Genomic DNA, 14,845 nt, shown 5'->3' with positions numbered 1-14,845 from the left:
CGAACATCCATTCTGATGGGATTCCGGCCGGGTTTTCCCGGGCCCGGCCGTGGAGTTGTCCACAGGCCGGGAGGACGTCGAGGCCCATTGTCAGTGGCAGGGGTTAGCGTCTGTGACGTGAAGCGATCGACTCAAGCAAATCGGGTGGAACCCATGGCAGGAACCGACCGCGAGAAGGCGTTGGACGCCGCGCTCGCACAGATTGAACGACAGTTCGGCAAGGGTGCGGTGATGCGCCTCGGTGAGCGGCCGAACGAGCCCATCGAGGTCATCCCCACGGGATCGACCGCCCTCGACGTCGCCCTCGGCGTCGGCGGTCTGCCGCGCGGCCGCGTGGTGGAGGTGTACGGACCGGAGTCCTCCGGTAAGACGACGCTGACGCTGCACGCCGTGGCGAACGCGCAGCGGCTGGGCGGCTCGGTGGCCTTCATCGACGCCGAGCACGCCCTCGACCCCGAGTACGCGAAGAAGCTCGGCGTCGACATCGACAGCCTCATCCTGTCCCAGCCGGACAACGGTGAGCAGGCGCTGGAGATCGTCGACATGCTGGTGCGCTCGGGCGCGCTGGACCTGATCGTCATCGACTCCGTGGCGGCCCTGGTGCCCCGTGCGGAGATCGAGGGCGAGATGGGCGACTCGCACGTGGGTCTCCAGGCCCGGCTGATGAGCCAGGCCCTGCGCAAGATCACCAGTGCGCTCAACCAGTCCAAGACCACCGCGATCTTCATCAACCAGCTCCGCGAGAAGATCGGCGTGATGTTCGGCTCCCCGGAGACCACGACCGGTGGCCGGGCGCTGAAGTTCTACGCCTCGGTGCGCCTCGACATCCGCCGGATCGAGACGCTGAAGGACGGCACCGACGCGGTTGGCAACCGCACCCGCGTCAAGGTCGTCAAGAACAAGGTCGCCCCGCCGTTCAAGCAGGCGGAGTTCGACATCCTCTACGGCCAGGGCATCAGCCGCGAGGGCGGACTGATCGACATGGGCGTGGAGCACGGCTTCGTCCGCAAGGCCGGCGCCTGGTACACGTACGAGGGCGACCAGCTCGGCCAGGGCAAGGAGAACGCCCGCAACTTCCTCAAGGACAACCCCGACCTCGCCAACGAGATCGAGAAGAAGATCCTGGAGAAGCTGGGCGTCGGCGTCCGCCCGGACGCCGACGCGGGCGAGCCCGCAGCGGACGCGGCTGCGGCACCGGCGGCCGACGCGGCGGCGAAGCCGGCGACCACCGCGACCACCAAGGCCAAGCCGGCCAAGACCGCGGCGGCCAAGAGCTAGGCCGTGACGCGTCGTACGGAGTGGCCGGACAGCCCTGCCGAGCCCGGCGGCGATGCCGGATCCGGTTACGGGCCCACCGACGCGTCCGCCGCCGCGCGGGGGGCGGCAGCGGACGACGTCGGGGCGCGGTCCGGGCGCCGCTCACGCGAGGGAGCGGGCGCCGGGAGCGGATTCGGCGAGGGGGCGGGCCGCCGTGCCCGCTCCGGCACCAGAAGCAGCGGCTCCCCTTCCTCGTCGAGGGCCGAGAAGGGGGAGCCGCGTGACCCGGTCGAGCAGGCGCGCAACATCTGCCTGCGGTTGCTCACCGGGACACCGCGGACGCGCAAACAGCTCGCGGACGCCCTGCGCAAGCGGGAGATCCCGGACGAGGCGGCCGAGGAAGTGCTCGCCCGCTTCGAGGGCGTCGGGCTGATCGACGACGCGGCGTTCGCCGGGGCGTGGGTGGAGTCCCGGCACCACGGCCGGGGGCTCGCGCGCCGCGCCCTCGTCCGTGAGCTGCGGACGAAGGGCGTGGACTCCGCCGTGATCGACGAGGCGGTCGGGCAGCTCGACCCGGACCAGGAGGAGGAGACGGCGCGCCAGCTCGTGGCCCGCAAGCTCCGCTCCACACGGGGCCTGGAGCGGGACAAGCGGCTGCGCCGCCTGGCGGGGATGCTCGCCCGCAAGGGATACGGGGAGGGCATGGCCCTGCGGGTGGTGCGGCAGGCGCTGGAGGAGGAGGGCGAGGACACGGAGGGCCTCGACGAGCCTTTCTGACGCCGATCATCTGACGCCGATCCTCCGACGTGGATCCTTCGCCGGTCCTTCGTCAGTCCTTGTCCGGCGCTACTGTCCGGCCAGGGACGCGCGGCGGATGGTGGCGTCGACGAGCGCCAGGGCATCGGCGGCGGTGCGGCCGGGATGGCGGTTCCAGGGGCCGATCAGCCCGGGCCACCCCTGCGCGCGCAGCTCCGTGATCAGCCAGGCGCCGGCCCGGTCCACGGTGTCGAGGGACCCGTAGCCGAGGCGGTGCGCGGAGACCATCGCGCCGCAGACACAGCGTGCTCCCCGGGCGTTCCGCAGCCGGTACGGGGTGTTCTGCCAGCCCCACTCGGCCAGGATCTGCCGCGCGTAGCCGAGATGGACCGAAGGGCGCAGTTCGCTCTGCCCGACCCGCCGCCAGAGGTGGACGCGGTCGGGCAGCATCGCCCCCAGCCGTCCGGGCAGCGGGCGCTCGTGCGGAGGCGGCGTGGGGAGGGCCCGCAGGGTGTCGTCGATCAGCTGGTCCACGGGTACCGACAGCAGGCCCCGCCAGTCGGAGGGCCTTGCAGGTCCGAGGGCCGGCGCGGGCTCGGGGGCCGGCGTGGGCTCGGGGGCCGGCGCGGGCTCGGGGGCCGGCGCGGGCTCGGCGGCGGTGTGCTCCCAGCCCGTGACGATCTGCTGCCACGCCTGGGTGTCGTGCAGCAGGGCAGCCTGGCCGTCGAGCTGATCAGGGGTGAGGACAGCGGTCGCCATATGCGGTCATCTCCGTACATTTCGGTCCTCTGTGTGAGGCGAATGTCGGTCACGCACGGCGATTGCTCCAGTGGAACGTGGCGTTCGGGTGTGTGGCAGCAGAAACCTGGCGCCCGGCACCTGAGCTCAGGTGCCGGGCGCCAGGGGGATGGGCGCCAGGTTGCGGGTGCCGGGCGTCAGGTGGCGGCTACCGGGAGTCCCGCCGCGCGCCACGCCTGGAAGCCGCCGATCAGATCGGTGGCCCGGTGGAGTCCCAGTTGCCGCAGCGAGGCGACCGCCAGGCTGGAGGCGTATCCCTCGTTGCAGATGACGACGACCTGGAGGTCGTGGCCCACCGCCTCAGGTGCGCGGTGGCTGCCCTGCGGGTCGAGCCGCCATTCCAGTTCGTTGCGTTCGACGACCAGCGCGCCGGGGATCAGGCCGTCCCGGTCGCGGAGGGCCGCGTACCGGATGTCCACGAGCAGGGCCCCGGCCTCCGCCGCCGCGGCGGCCTCGCGCGGGTCGATCCGGTCGTAGCCGGCCCTGACCCGCTCCAGCAGCTCGTCGATGCCCACCGGGACAGGGGCTTCCGTGCTTCGGTTCTCGCTCACTGCCAGTCCTCGGGGCTCTCGGTCTGCTCCAGCCGGAGCACCGCACCGGTGCGGCTGAACCGGCGGATCCGCGGCAGCGGCGGGTAGTAGGCGTGGACGGAGACCGCGTGCACGTCCTCGGACTCGTTGAGGACCTCGTGGACGTGGTTCTGCCCGAAGGCCCGGCCCTGACCGGCCGCCAGCTCCCTCGACCGGTCCACGCCGTCCGTCAGCTCCAGCGTCTTCCAGCCGTCGGTGGGCAGCCGCACGGCCAGCGAGTGCTCCTTGAGGGCACCGGCCGCCGTCGTGAACGCGCCGATCGAGTCGGCGTGGTCGTGCCAGCCCGTACCGGTGCCGGGCGGCCAGCCGATCAGCCACGCCTCGCTGCCGCCGGGGCCGTCGAGCCGGATCCAGGTGCGGCCCTCCGGATCGAGGGGCAACGAGGCGATGAGCGCCTCGTTCCGGGCGGTGCGGCGGACGAAGTCCAGCAGCTCCGTGATCGTCGGCGCGGCGAGAGCGGGAGAGGAAGAAACGGGGGAAGTGGGAGAAGGCACCGAGCCGGCTGTGGGCACGGCGGAGTGAGCGGAAGACACGAGGACCGTCCTGAGAGTTCGCGCGGGGTTCCGGCCGTGCGGAAAACGGCACGAGCCGGCAGAGGGAGGCGATTCAGCAGGACGGACGACACACGCAGCCCGCGTAACGGACGAGGTCCATATGGACCCTCCGCCACAGGCGCACATCGGTGTCGGTCATGATCTGGAGTACACCATGCGTGCCCGTGACGGTCAATGTGCGTCCGCCGGTGAGGCAGATGTGCGGCGGACGACGGACCACCGGTCAGCGATGCCCGGCGGTCCCCTCGGCGTGGACCCGCGCCCGGCTCCCCTTCTCGCCGCCGCTCTCCCGGCCCTCGCTCTCCTCGTCCTCCTCCGCCACGCGCTCCCGTCCATCACGCGGCGCACCGCCCAGTGCGGCCTGCGCCGCGGTGAACAGCTCTGCGGGCCGTACGCCGCCGAAGGCCGCCACCAGATGCCCGTCCGGCCTCACCAGCAGCACGGTATGGGCCGACGCCCCCGGATAGCTCTCGGTGACCAGCAGCTCCGTCGTACCGGGGAGCGCCGCCACGGCGTCCGTGAGACGGGGCATGACGCCCGCGGTCTGCCAGTGCCGCCGGTCCCAGACGCCGGTCCCCGGCGCGACCAGGATCACCAGCGGATGGCCCTGCCCCAGCCGCTCCCGCAGCCGTGTCGTCGTTCCGTCCGGCGCGGTCACCGTCACATCGGCGACCGGCGCACCGGGGGGCGTACCGACAGCGGTGTGCGCCTCGGCGTGCGGTGGTGAAAGGGGGGAGTGTGAGTACGAAGGGGGCGCACCCAGTGCTCCGCGGCCCAGATGGCCGTCGGCGAGGAGGGTGTCGTGACCGCGTGCGGCGCCCGGGACCAGGGTCCGCAGACCGCCTCCGCCGCGCAGTATCGGCAGCGACTGATCGGCGGCGCGCAACCGGGCGGCCACGGCGGCCCGCCGCTCCGCCTGGTAGCTGTCGAGCAGCTGCTCGGCCGGGCCGTGGTGCCAGGCGTGGGCCAGCTTCCAGGCCAGGTTCTCGGCGTCCCGGATGCCCTCGTCGAGTCCCTGCGTGCCCAGAGCGCCCAGCAGGTGTGCCGCGTCCCCCGCCAGGAAGGCACGCTGCTTGCGCCAGCGCCGGGCGAGCCGGTGGTGGAGTGTGTGGACGCCGGTGTCCAGCAGTTCGTACGCCGGGGTCTCGCCGCACCAGCCGGCCAGCGTGTCCCGGATCCGGGTGATCACCGCCTCGGGGGTGACCAGTTCGCCGCGCGGCGGGAGCAGCCAGTCCAGCCGCCAGACGCCGTTCGGCAGGGGGCGGGCGGAGACCTCCTCGCCGCCGGTCCGCCAGGGCGGCTGCCGGTGGAGAACGGCCTCGTCGGGCCAGGGCAGTTCGGCCCGCAGGGCGGCGACGGCATGCCGCTCCACCGCCGTACGGCCGGGGAACCGGATGTCCAGCAGCTTGCGCACGGTCGACCGGGCGCCGTCGCAGCCGACCAGATAACTCCCGCGCCACCAGGTCGATCCCGGCTCCCTGGTGTGCACCGTGATGCCGTCGCGGTCCTGCTCCAGCGTGTCGATGCGGCTCATCGGCACCAGCCGGACCAGCGGTTCCTTGTCCACCGCCGCACGCAGCGCGGTGCTCAGCTCGTGCTGCGGCAGGTGCAGCGGCGAGGGAAGGAGCCCGGGGAGCGGCTCGCCCTCCTCGTCCGGCCGGCCCCCGCTCAGCGGCATCTCCCGGACCGACTGCTTCCGGCGCATCGAACGCCAGCCCGTCCAGCGCAGCCCGACCCGGTCCAGCTCCCGGCAGCCGAGACGGCCCATCAGGTCGGCGGTGTCCTCGCGCAGCACGACCGTGCGGGCGGGCCGGGGCTCCTCCGTGCCGGCCCCCTCGTCGAGGAGCACCGAGGGGACGCCCTGGGCGGCGAGGGCCAGCGACAGCGTCAGGCCGACGGGCCCGGCGCCGACGACGATCACCGGGTCCACGGCGCGTACCCTCCGGCCCTTACGGTCATGCGGAACGTGGCAGAGGTAGCCGGGTGCGTGATCACAGAACGTATGCAACCCACTGGTGGTGCTTGCGTCAAGTGACCGAGGCAGCGACGCGTGCGCCGCTGCCTCGAATGCTCCTGCCGGGAGGGGTCGGTGTGGCCCCGGGGAGGTCAGTCCTTCGTCACTCCGGCCCCAGCGGCACCGCCGTCCGTCGGGCCTGCGCCCCCTGCGCCCCCCGCCCCAGGGCCGGGAATGTCCTCGACCGTGGGGATGCCGGCGGTCTGGACGCCGGGCGCCACCTTGATGCCGGTCTTGGCCCGGCGGCCGCGCTTCTCGATCCACGTCGCCAGCGCCGAGAGCAGCAGACACATCGCGATGTAGATCGTGCCGATGACGACGATCGTCGAGACGTACGGGTACTGGCCGTTCACCTGGGTGTTGGAGGCGATCAGACGCGCGGTCTGGAGCAGCTCCGGGTACAGGATGATGAAGCCGAGCGAGGTGTCCTTGAGGGTCACCACGAGTTGGCTGATGATCGTCGGCAGCATCGACCGGATCGCCTGCGGCATCAGGACGGTCGTCATGACCTGCGTCTTGCTCATGCCGAGTGCGTACGCGGCCTCGCTCTGGCCCTTGGGCACCGAGTTGATCCCGGCGCGCAGCACCTCGGCCTGGACACAGCCGTTGTAGACGGAGAGACCCGCCGCCAGCGCCCACATCGAGTAGTCGGTGAGGAAGCCGACCCAGATCGCGTAGATGGTGATCAGGAGCGGCAGCGAGCGGAACAGTTCGATGAAGGTGGTCGCCACCCAGCGGACCGGCTTGTGGTCGGAGAGCCGGCCCACCGCCAGGAGCACACCGAGGACCAGCGAGCCGACCGCGGCGAGACCGAACGCCTTGAGGGTCGCGAGCACCGCGTCGGCGATGTTCTGCCGGATGCCCGCGTAGTTGAAGATGTCCCACATCTCGGGGGCGAGGTGCCCCTTGTCGGCCAGCCGCATGACGCTGACGGCGATCAGCGCCACGATGGCGAGGCTGCCGACGACGGCGTAGATCCGGTTGCGGACGACGGCCTTGGGGCCCGGGGCGTCGTAAAGAACGCTGGCGCTCATCGGGCGACCTCCATGCGACGCTCCAGCAGCCGGAAGAGGCCACTGATGGTAAAGGTGATGATCAGGTACCCGATGGCCACCCAGATGAAGACGGGGACGATGTCGTAGCCCTTGTCGCTCATCAGCTTCTGCCAGCCGAAGAGTTCGGCGTTGCTGAAGGCGCCGGCGATCGCGGAGTTCTTCGTCAGGGCGATGAAGATGCTGCTCAGCGGCGGGATGACCGTCCGCGTCGCCTGGGGGAGCACCACGATCTGCAGGGTCTGGGCGAACGTCATGCCGATCGAGCGCGCGGCCTCGGCCTGTCCCAGCGGCACGGTGTTGATGCCGGAGCGGACCGCCTCGCAGACGAAGGACGAGGTGTAGAAGCCGAGGGCCAGGGAGCCGAGGACGAACGGGCTCATCCCCGGGAAGAGGATCTCCGGCACCACGAAGAAGAAGATCAGGAAGAGCAGCGTCAGCGGGGTGTTGCGCATCAGCGTGACCCACGCGGTGCCGAAGTACCGCAGCGGCGGTACCGGCGAGACGCGGAATCCGGCGACGACGACACCGAGAACCAGGGCGATAAGCGAGCTGACGGCGGTGATCGACACAGTTCCTATGAAGCCGTCGCGGAACGCTGGGAAATTGTCGAGCAGTACGTTCATGAGGTCTCCGCGTCGGCGGTCATCGGCATCGGGGCAGGGGAAGGAGCGCCCCGTTCGCCCGCCGTCCCCGGGGAGAGGGGGACGGCGGGGGCGTACGGGACGCCGGGGTCACTCGCGGGGCGTCGTGACGGGTGTCTGCGTTCAGACACCGGGAGCTGCCGGGCGCCCGACGATGCCGGGCGCCCGAGGGCGTCAGTAACGCTCGATGGCCGGCGGGTCGACGAAGTCCGAGCCGGACAGACCGAGGGTGGCCTCGTAGATCTTCTTGTACGTGCCGTCCTTGACGCGGTCCTCCAGCGACTTGCTGATGGCCTCGCGGAGGACCTTGTCGTCCTTGTTCAGGCCGACGCCGTAGGGCTCGTCGGTGAACGGCTTGCCGACGACCTTGAGCTTGCCCTTGTTGGCGGCGGCGTAGCCCTTGAGGATCGAGTCGTCGGTGGTGACGGCGTCGACCTGCTTGGTCAGCAGCTGCTGCACGCAGTCGGAGTACTTGGCCAGCTCGACGACGCTCGCGCCGTACTCGGGCTTCTTGATCTCCTGGAGCGGCGTGGAGCCGACGATCGAGCAGACCTTCTTGCCCTTCACCGACTCCTTGCCGGTGATCGCCGTCTCTTCCTTGCGCACCAGGAGGTCCGCGCCGGCCTTGTAGTACGGACCGGCGAAGCCGACCTGCTTCTTGCGCTCGTCGTTGATCGTGTAGGTGCCGACGTAGTAGTCGACCTGGCCCTTGGAGATGGCCGTCTCACGGACGCCGGAGTCGACGGTCTTCCACTCGATCTGCTTCTCCGAGAAGCCGAGGTCGGCGGCGACCATCTTGGCGATCTCGATGTCGAAGCCCGAGCGCTCCTTGGTCGCCTGGTCCTCGAAGCCGAGGTACGGCTGGTCGGCCTTGGCGCCGATGATGAGCTTGCCGCGCTCCTTGGCCTTCTTGAAGACCGGGGAGTCGAGGGCGACGTCCTTGGCGGCGGTGTACGTGGGCAGCTCGGGGGCACCGGAGGCGCCCGGCTGGGTGCCGCCCGGTTTGTCACCGGCGGAACCCTCCTTGCCACCACACGCGGTCGCGGTCAGGGCGAGGACGGCGATGGCCGCCACGGCGGCGGACTTGCGGAGCTTCATGTGAACAATCCTTAGGTCGTGGGTCGTTGTCGTCAGTGGTGAAGGATCTTCGACAGGAAGTCCTTGGCCCGGTCGCTGCGCGGATTGCTGAAGAACTGGTCGGGCGCCGCCTCTTCGACGATCTTCCCGTCCGCCATGAACACGACGCGGTTGGCGGCGGACCGGGCGAAGCCCATCTCGTGGGTGACGACGATCATCGTCATCCCGTCCCTGGCCAGCTGCTGCATGACTTCGAGGACCTCGTTGATCATCTCCGGGTCGAGCGCCGACGTGGGCTCGTCGAAGAGCATGACCTTCGGGTCCATCGCCAACGCCCGTGCGATCGCGACGCGCTGCTGCTGGCCACCGGAGAGCTGCGCCGGGTACTTGTCGGCCTGTACGCCGACGCCCACCCGGTCGAGCAGGGTCCGGGCCTTCTCCTCCGCGGCCTTCTTGTCGGCCTTGCGGACCTTGATCTGGCCCAGCATGACGTTCTCCAGCACCGTCTTGTGTGCGAAGAGATTGAACGACTGGAAGACCATGCCCACGTCGGCACGCAGCCTGGCCAGCTCCTTGCCCTCCTGGGGCAGGGGCTTGCCGTCGATCGAGATGTCTCCCGAATCGACCGTCTCCAAGCGGTTGATCGTGCGGCACAGCGTGGACTTGCCGGACCCGGAAGGCCCGATGACGACCACGACCTCGCCCCGGGCGATGGTCAGGTCGATGTCCTGGAGCACATGCAGCGCGCCGAAGTGCTTGTTGACGTTGCTCAGTACGACCAGGTCGTTCGCCGCGGGCGCGGCATCCTCGGCGTCCTTGGTCACTGAAACTCCGCTCATCGGCTTCTTGCTCCGTCCTCCTCGGTTGAAGAAGGACACTAATGACGCAGTGCGACCAACGTCATTACATCTGAGCGGAAATTGAGCATAACGATCCGGCGGCAACCGGACACTCCGTGTGAACAGGACGCCCCGCGCCGCCCCGGGGCGTACCGGGTGCATAACGGAAACCCTGCTGTAACCGGCAGGCTCTTGACTGGTGTGCCGTTCATCGGCGTGGATGCCTTGAGCGAGGTCGACGCGAAGCGTCGATGAACGGAAGATCACGGCAAGGGTCTTCCGGATCAAGCAGGGTGAAACGCGGGATAACACGCGGTGACACCGTGCAACGGTTGCACGTATGAGCCCGAGGAGCCGGACGGCCCCGGGAGAGACGGAGAGGAGGGCCATGAGACTGCTGCTCGTCGAGGACGACGACCATGTCGCGGCGGCCCTGTCCGCCGTGCTCGCCCGGCACGGGTTCCAGGTCGTGCACGCCCGCAACGGCGAGGAGGCCCTCCGCGCGCTGCTGCCCGCGGAGAAGGAGCCCTTCGGGGTGATCCTCCTCGACCTCGGCCTGCCCGACCAGGACGGCTACGAGGTGTGCGGCAAGATCCGCAAGCGCACCGCGACCCCCGTGATCATGGTCACCGCCCGCGCCGACGTGCGCTCGCGCATCCACGGCCTCAACCTCGGCGCCGACGACTACGTCACCAAGCCGTACGACACCGGCGAGCTGCTCGCCCGTATCCACGCGGTCGCCCGGCGCACCTCCGGAGCCGAGGACACCGCCCCGACCCCGGTCGCCGCCCTGCGCCTCGGACCGGTCGCCATCGAGCTGCCGACCCGCCGGGTCAGCGTCGACGGCGAGGAAGTCCAGCTCACCCGCAAGGAGTTCGACCTGCTGGCCCTCCTAGCCCAGCGCCCCGGCGTCGTCTTCCGCCGCGAGCAGATCATCAGCGAGGTCTGGCGCACCAGCTGGGAGGGGACCGGACGCACCCTGGAGGTCCACGTCGCCTCCCTGCGCTCCAAGCTGCGGCTGCCCACCCTGATCGAGACCGTGCGGGGCGTCGGCTACCGGCTCGTCGCGCCGTCCGCGTAACCGAACGGGTACGTTTCCCCGGTGCGCTCCCGCCTGCTCCCGCTGCTCATCGTCCTGATGGCCGCAGTCCTGGTCACCCTCGGCTTCCCGCTCGCGATCAGCGTGGCCGCCGCCGAGCAGCAGCGCCTGGTCATCGATCGGATCGACGACACCGCGCGGTTCGCCGCCCTCGCCCAGGCCATCACTGACACCTCCCCGGACAGCGAGGAGCGCCGCCGCACCCTCCAGACCGACCTGGAGGTCTACGCCTCGGTGTACGACATCCGCGCCGGCGTCTTCTTCCAGGACGACCGGGCCCTGGCCAAGGCGCCCGGTTCCTGGGCCCTGCCCGCCGAGGGGGAGGGGCGCACGGCCTTCGACGAGGCGCTGCTCGGCCGCCGCTCGCACGATCCGCCGCAGGTCTGGCCCTGGCAGAACGGGCGCGTCGTCGTCGCCTCGCCCGTGGTGCGCGACGGCGACGTGGTCGCCGTGGTCGTCATCGACTCGCCCACCGGCGAGATGCGGTCCCGGATCCTGCGGACCTGGCTGCTCATCGGCCTCGGCGAGGCACTGGCCCTGCTGGTGGCGGTTGCCGCGGCGGTCCGGCTCACCGGCTGGGTCCTGCTGCCCGTACGGACCTTGGACGCGGCCACCCGTGACATCGCCGGGGGCCGCATGCGCTCCCGCGTCGCCGCGTCCGCCGGGCCGCCGGAGCTCCGGCACCTGGCCCGCTCCTTCAACGAGATGGCGGACAACGTCGAGGACGTGCTGGAGCAGCAGCGCGCCTTCGTCGCCGACGCCTCGCACCAGCTGCGCAACCCGCTCGCCGCCCTGCTCCTGCGCATCGAGCTCCTCGCCCTGGAGCTGCCCGAGGACAGCGAGGAGATCGCGGCCGTGCGCACCGAGGGCAAGCGGCTGGCCCGGGTCCTCGACGACCTCCTGGACCTCGCGCTGGCCGAGCACGCCGAGGCGGACCTCCAGCTGATCGACATCGTCCCGCTCACCGCCGAGCGGGTCGCGTCCTGGCGCCCGATGGCGGACCGGGAGGGCGTGCGGCTCACTCTGGAAGGCGCCCCGGCGGCCACCGCCTGGGCCGACCCCGTGGCGCTCTCCAGCGCCCTGGACGCGGTGATCGACAACGCCCTGAAGTTCACCCCGGCCGGCGAGGACGTCACCGTCACCGTCGCCGCCGGAACCCGAACGACGACCGTCGTGGTCGCCGACCGGGGCCCCGGCCTCACCGAAGCGGAGCTGGAACGCGTCGGGGACCGCTTCTGGCGCAGCACCCGCCACCAGAACGTCAGCGGCTCGGGGCTGGGCCTCTCCATCTCCCGGGTGCTGCTCGCGGCGGGCGGCGGCTCGATCGCGTACGAGCACCACCCACCGCACGGCCTGCGGGTCACCGTCTCGCTGCCCCGCGAACGGCCGGGCGGCTGAGCCGGGAAAGAGCCGGGCCGCGCGTCCTAGGAGGGGTCAGGGCTTCACCGAGCGGTAGTAGTCCTTGGCGCCTTCGTGCACGTCCAGCGGATCCGTGTAGATCGCCGTCCGCAGATCCACGAGCTGCGCCGCGTGGACCTCACGGCCGATCCGGTCCCGGCTGTTGATCACCGTCCGGGTGAAGGCCTCGGTCATGGCCGCGTCCGTACGGTCGGTCGTGACGAGCAGGTTGGCGACGGCGACCGTGGGCACCGACTGGCCCTGCTGGGCCTCCGGATAGGCGTCGGCGGGCATCATGGCCGACCGGTAGAAACGGGTGGGACCGGTCGCCGCCTGCAGCTTCGCGACCAGGTCGGCCTCCAGCGGCACCAGCCGGACGTCGAAGCGCTCCGACAGCTCCTGCACGGCGGCGGTCGGCAGCCCGCCCGACCAGAAGAAGGCGTCCAGCTGCCCCTGCGTCAGCCGTACGGGCATCGTGTCGATGCCCACCGGCACCGGGGTGATGTCGTCGGCCGGATCGAGCCCCGCCGCCTTCAGTAGCCGGTCCGCCACCAGCCGCACCCCGGAACCCTCCTGGCCGACGCCGACCCGCTTGCCCCGCAGGTCGGAGGCGCTGCGGATGTCGGAGTCGCGGGGGACGACCAGCTGGACGTAGTCGTCGTACAGCCGGACGCAGCCGCGCAGCCGCTGGGCCCCCTGCCGGCCGTCGCGCAGATAGGTGGCCACGGCGTCGGCCGTCGCGATGGTGAAGTCGGCCTCGCCCGTCGCCACCCGCGCGAGGTTCTGCTGCGACCCCTCGCTGGTCCGCAGCCGTATGGCCACCTCCGGCATGTCCTTGGCGAGCGCGTCCTCCAGCCGCTCCCCGTACCGCTGGTAGACGCCGCTGGGCACCCCGGTGGAGAAGGTGAGCGGACCGCTCGGGTCCCCCTCGTCCCCCCGGGGCTGCAGCCACCACGCGAGCAGCCCGAGCACGACCGCGAGGACGGCGCCCGTCTGCAGGGTGCGCCGGCGGCCGAATCGGGACAGAGCGTGGTGCATGCGCGCGATCCTGCCAGCTCACCCGCCCCCCTGGCCAGGCTCGCCCATGAGGCCCGCCCCACAGTCGGCGGGGGAGAGGAGAGGGGCCGGGCACGGGGCAGGAGGGGCGCCGCCCGGCAACCGCCTACCCTTGTCCCATGAGCAGCGGCAACCGGAGCGAAGCAGTGGACGTCCAGAAGAGCTACGAGGTGCGCACCTACGGGTGCCAGATGAACGTCCACGACTCCGAACGGCTGTCGGGTCTCCTGGAGGGCGCCGGTTACGTCCGCGCCCCCGAAGGCTCCGACGGCGACGCCGACGTCGTCGTCTTCAACACCTGCGCGGTGCGGGAGAACGCCGACAACAAGCTGTACGGGAACCTCGGCCGCCTCGCGCCGATGAAGACCAAACGCCCGGGGATGCAGATCGCCGTCGGCGGCTGTCTCGCGCAGAAGGACCGCGACACCATCGTCAAGCGGGCCCCCTGGGTCGACGTCGTCTTCGGCACCCACAACATCGGCAAGCTGCCGGTCCTCCTGGAGCGCGCCCGCATCCAGGAAGAGGCGCAGATCGAGATCGCCGAGTCCCTGGAGGCCTTCCCCTCCACGCTCCCCACCCGCCGCGAGTCCGCCTACGCCGCGTGGGTCTCCATCTCGGTCGGCTGCAACAACACCTGCACCTTCTGCATCGTCCCCGCGCTGCGCGGCAAGGAGAAGGACCGCCGCACCGGCGACATCCTGGCCGAGATCGAGGCGCTGGTCGCCGAGGGCGTCTCCGAGATCACCCTGCTCGGCCAGAACGTCAACGCGTACGGCTCCGACATCGGCGACCGCGAGGCCTTCTCCAAGCTGCTGCGTGCCTGCGGAAAGATCGAGGGCCTGGAGCGCGTCCGCTTCACCTCGCCGCACCCCCGCGACTTCACCGACGACGTCATCGCCGCCATGGCCGAGACGCCCAACGTGATGCCGCAGCTCCACATGCCGATGCAGTCCGGTTCGGACACGATCCTCAAGGCGATGCGCCGTTCCTACCGCCAGGAACGCTTCCTCGGGATCATCGAGAAGGTCCGCGCCGCAATGCCGGACGCCGCCATCTCCACGGACATCATCGTGGGCTTCCCCGGCGAGACCGAGGAGGACTTCGAACAGACGATGCACGCCGTCCGCGAGGCGCGGTTCGCCAACGCGTTCACCTTCCAGTACTCCAAGCGCCCCGGGACCCCGGCCGCCGACATGGACGGCCAGATCCCCAAGGAGGTCGTCCAGGAGCGGTACATGCGCTTGTCCGCCCTCCAGGAGCAGATCTCCTGGGACGAGAACAAGAAGCAGGTCGGCCGCACCCTGGACGTCATGGTCGCCGAGGGCGAGGGCCGCAAGGACGGCGCCACCCAGCGCCTCTCCGGCCGCGCGCCCGACAACCGCCTGGTCCACTTCACGCAGCCCGAGAAGGCCGTGCGCCCGGGTGACGTGGTGACCGTCGAGATCACCTACGCCGCCCCGCACCACCTGCTCGCCGAGGGCACGCCGCTCGCCGTACGGTCCACCCGTGCGGGCGACGCCTGGGAGAAGCGCACCACCGAGGCCGCCGCGAAGCCCGCCGGAGTGATGCTGGGCCTCCCCGGCATCGGCGCCCCGGACCCGCTCCCGGCCGCCGCGGCCCCGGCCTGCGGCATCGGCTGAGGGCCCGGGGGCGCCGGGGGGCCGGCCCCCCGGCCCGTACGCGGCCGGCCGGCCCACGGCCCCCGGCAAGT

General features: G+C 71.1%; 15 protein-coding genes. 5 read left to right on the top strand and 10 right to left on the bottom strand.

Annotated features, from left to right (window positions below; genetic code table 11):
* Nucleotides 1-153: 153 nt before the first annotated feature.
* Both recA and recX read left to right on the top strand, forming a co-directional pair.
* A complete protein-coding gene (recA, locus tag IE134_RS09695; RefSeq protein ID WP_098895073.1) occupies nucleotides 154-1,278 on the top strand; it encodes a recombinase RecA in 1,125 nt (374 codons plus the stop codon).
* A gap of 3 nt (nucleotides 1,279-1,281) precedes the next feature.
* On the top strand, nucleotides 1,282-2,034 hold the full coding sequence (gene recX / locus IE134_RS09690) for a recombination regulator RecX (protein ID WP_030715913.1): 753 nt from the start codon (nucleotides 1,282-1,284) through the stop codon (nucleotides 2,032-2,034).
* A 69-nt stretch (nucleotides 2,035-2,103) separates the two neighbouring features.
* Here the strand turns inward: recX and IE134_RS09685 are convergent, their stop codons facing one another.
* From IE134_RS09685 to IE134_RS09650, 9 genes are all read right to left on the bottom strand, one after another.
* Nucleotides 2,104-2,772 carry a DUF6197 family protein gene (locus IE134_RS09685; protein WP_189430193.1) on the bottom strand — a complete coding sequence of 223 codons (669 nt, stop codon included), beginning with the start codon at nucleotides 2,770-2,772 and terminating at the stop codon, nucleotides 2,104-2,106.
* A 176-nt stretch (nucleotides 2,773-2,948) separates the two neighbouring features.
* The gene (locus IE134_RS09680) at nucleotides 2,949-3,362 is read right to left on the bottom strand and encodes a rhodanese-like domain-containing protein (protein ID WP_030715925.1); all 414 of its coding nucleotides are present in this window, start codon (nucleotides 3,360-3,362) and stop codon (nucleotides 2,949-2,951) included.
* Nucleotides 3,359-3,934, bottom strand: coding sequence for a cupin domain-containing protein (locus tag IE134_RS09675; protein ID WP_189430191.1), 576 nt, complete (start codon nucleotides 3,932-3,934; stop codon nucleotides 3,359-3,361). Before IE134_RS09675 ends, IE134_RS09680 begins: the two co-directional genes overlap by 4 nt.
* 73 nt (nucleotides 3,935-4,007) lie before the next feature.
* Nucleotides 4,008-4,094 carry a putative leader peptide gene (locus tag IE134_RS34610; RefSeq protein ID WP_311605579.1) on the bottom strand — a complete coding sequence of 29 codons (87 nt, stop codon included), beginning with the start codon at nucleotides 4,092-4,094 and terminating at the stop codon, nucleotides 4,008-4,010.
* Between the two features lie 84 nt (nucleotides 4,095-4,178).
* On the bottom strand, nucleotides 4,179-5,885 hold the full coding sequence (locus IE134_RS09670) for an FAD-dependent monooxygenase (protein WP_189430190.1): 1,707 nt from the start codon (nucleotides 5,883-5,885) through the stop codon (nucleotides 4,179-4,181).
* A gap of 176 nt (nucleotides 5,886-6,061) precedes the next feature.
* Nucleotides 6,062-7,003 (bottom strand): amino acid ABC transporter permease, encoded by a 942-nt coding sequence (locus tag IE134_RS09665; RefSeq protein ID WP_189430188.1) that lies wholly within the window; start codon nucleotides 7,001-7,003, stop codon nucleotides 6,062-6,064.
* Nucleotides 7,000-7,647, bottom strand: a complete 648-nt coding sequence (locus IE134_RS09660) for an amino acid ABC transporter permease (RefSeq protein ID WP_006128036.1) — start codon at nucleotides 7,645-7,647, stop codon at nucleotides 7,000-7,002. The genes IE134_RS09665 and IE134_RS09660 overlap by 4 nt, the downstream gene beginning before the upstream one ends.
* A gap of 192 nt (nucleotides 7,648-7,839) precedes the next feature.
* Nucleotides 7,840-8,763 carry a glutamate ABC transporter substrate-binding protein gene (locus IE134_RS09655; protein WP_030715937.1) on the bottom strand — a complete coding sequence of 308 codons (924 nt, stop codon included), beginning with the start codon at nucleotides 8,761-8,763 and terminating at the stop codon, nucleotides 7,840-7,842.
* 32 nt (nucleotides 8,764-8,795) lie between these two features.
* The gene (locus tag IE134_RS09650) at nucleotides 8,796-9,581 is read right to left on the bottom strand and encodes an amino acid ABC transporter ATP-binding protein (RefSeq protein WP_030715940.1); all 786 of its coding nucleotides are present in this window, start codon (nucleotides 9,579-9,581) and stop codon (nucleotides 8,796-8,798) included.
* A 388-nt stretch (nucleotides 9,582-9,969) separates the two neighbouring features.
* On the opposite strand from IE134_RS09650, the gene IE134_RS09645 reads away from it, so the two are divergent.
* Nucleotides 9,970-10,662, top strand: coding sequence for a response regulator transcription factor (locus tag IE134_RS09645; RefSeq protein WP_030715943.1), 693 nt, complete (start codon nucleotides 9,970-9,972; stop codon nucleotides 10,660-10,662).
* 21 nt (nucleotides 10,663-10,683) lie between these two features.
* Entirely contained in the window at nucleotides 10,684-12,078 is a 1,395-nt protein-coding gene (locus tag IE134_RS09640; RefSeq protein ID WP_098895069.1) for a sensor histidine kinase, read from the top strand.
* Between the two features lie 36 nt (nucleotides 12,079-12,114).
* Here the strand turns inward: IE134_RS09640 and IE134_RS09635 are convergent, their stop codons facing one another.
* On the bottom strand, nucleotides 12,115-13,116 hold the full coding sequence (locus tag IE134_RS09635; protein WP_030715949.1) for a TAXI family TRAP transporter solute-binding subunit: 1,002 nt from the start codon (nucleotides 13,114-13,116) through the stop codon (nucleotides 12,115-12,117).
* A 137-nt stretch (nucleotides 13,117-13,253) separates the two neighbouring features.
* On the opposite strand from IE134_RS09635, the gene miaB reads away from it, so the two are divergent.
* Nucleotides 13,254-14,774, top strand: coding sequence for a tRNA (N6-isopentenyl adenosine(37)-C2)-methylthiotransferase MiaB (miaB, locus tag IE134_RS09630; RefSeq protein ID WP_030715951.1), 1,521 nt, complete (start codon nucleotides 13,254-13,256; stop codon nucleotides 14,772-14,774).
* Nucleotides 14,775-14,845 lie beyond the last annotated feature (71 nt).

The sequence above is a fragment of the Streptomyces rubiginosohelvolus genome (genome assembly GCF_014649875.1).
Classification (GTDB): domain Bacteria; phylum Actinomycetota; class Actinomycetes; order Streptomycetales; family Streptomycetaceae; genus Streptomyces; species Streptomyces rubiginosohelvolus.
This window is presented reverse-complemented; position numbering and strand designations above follow the sequence as displayed.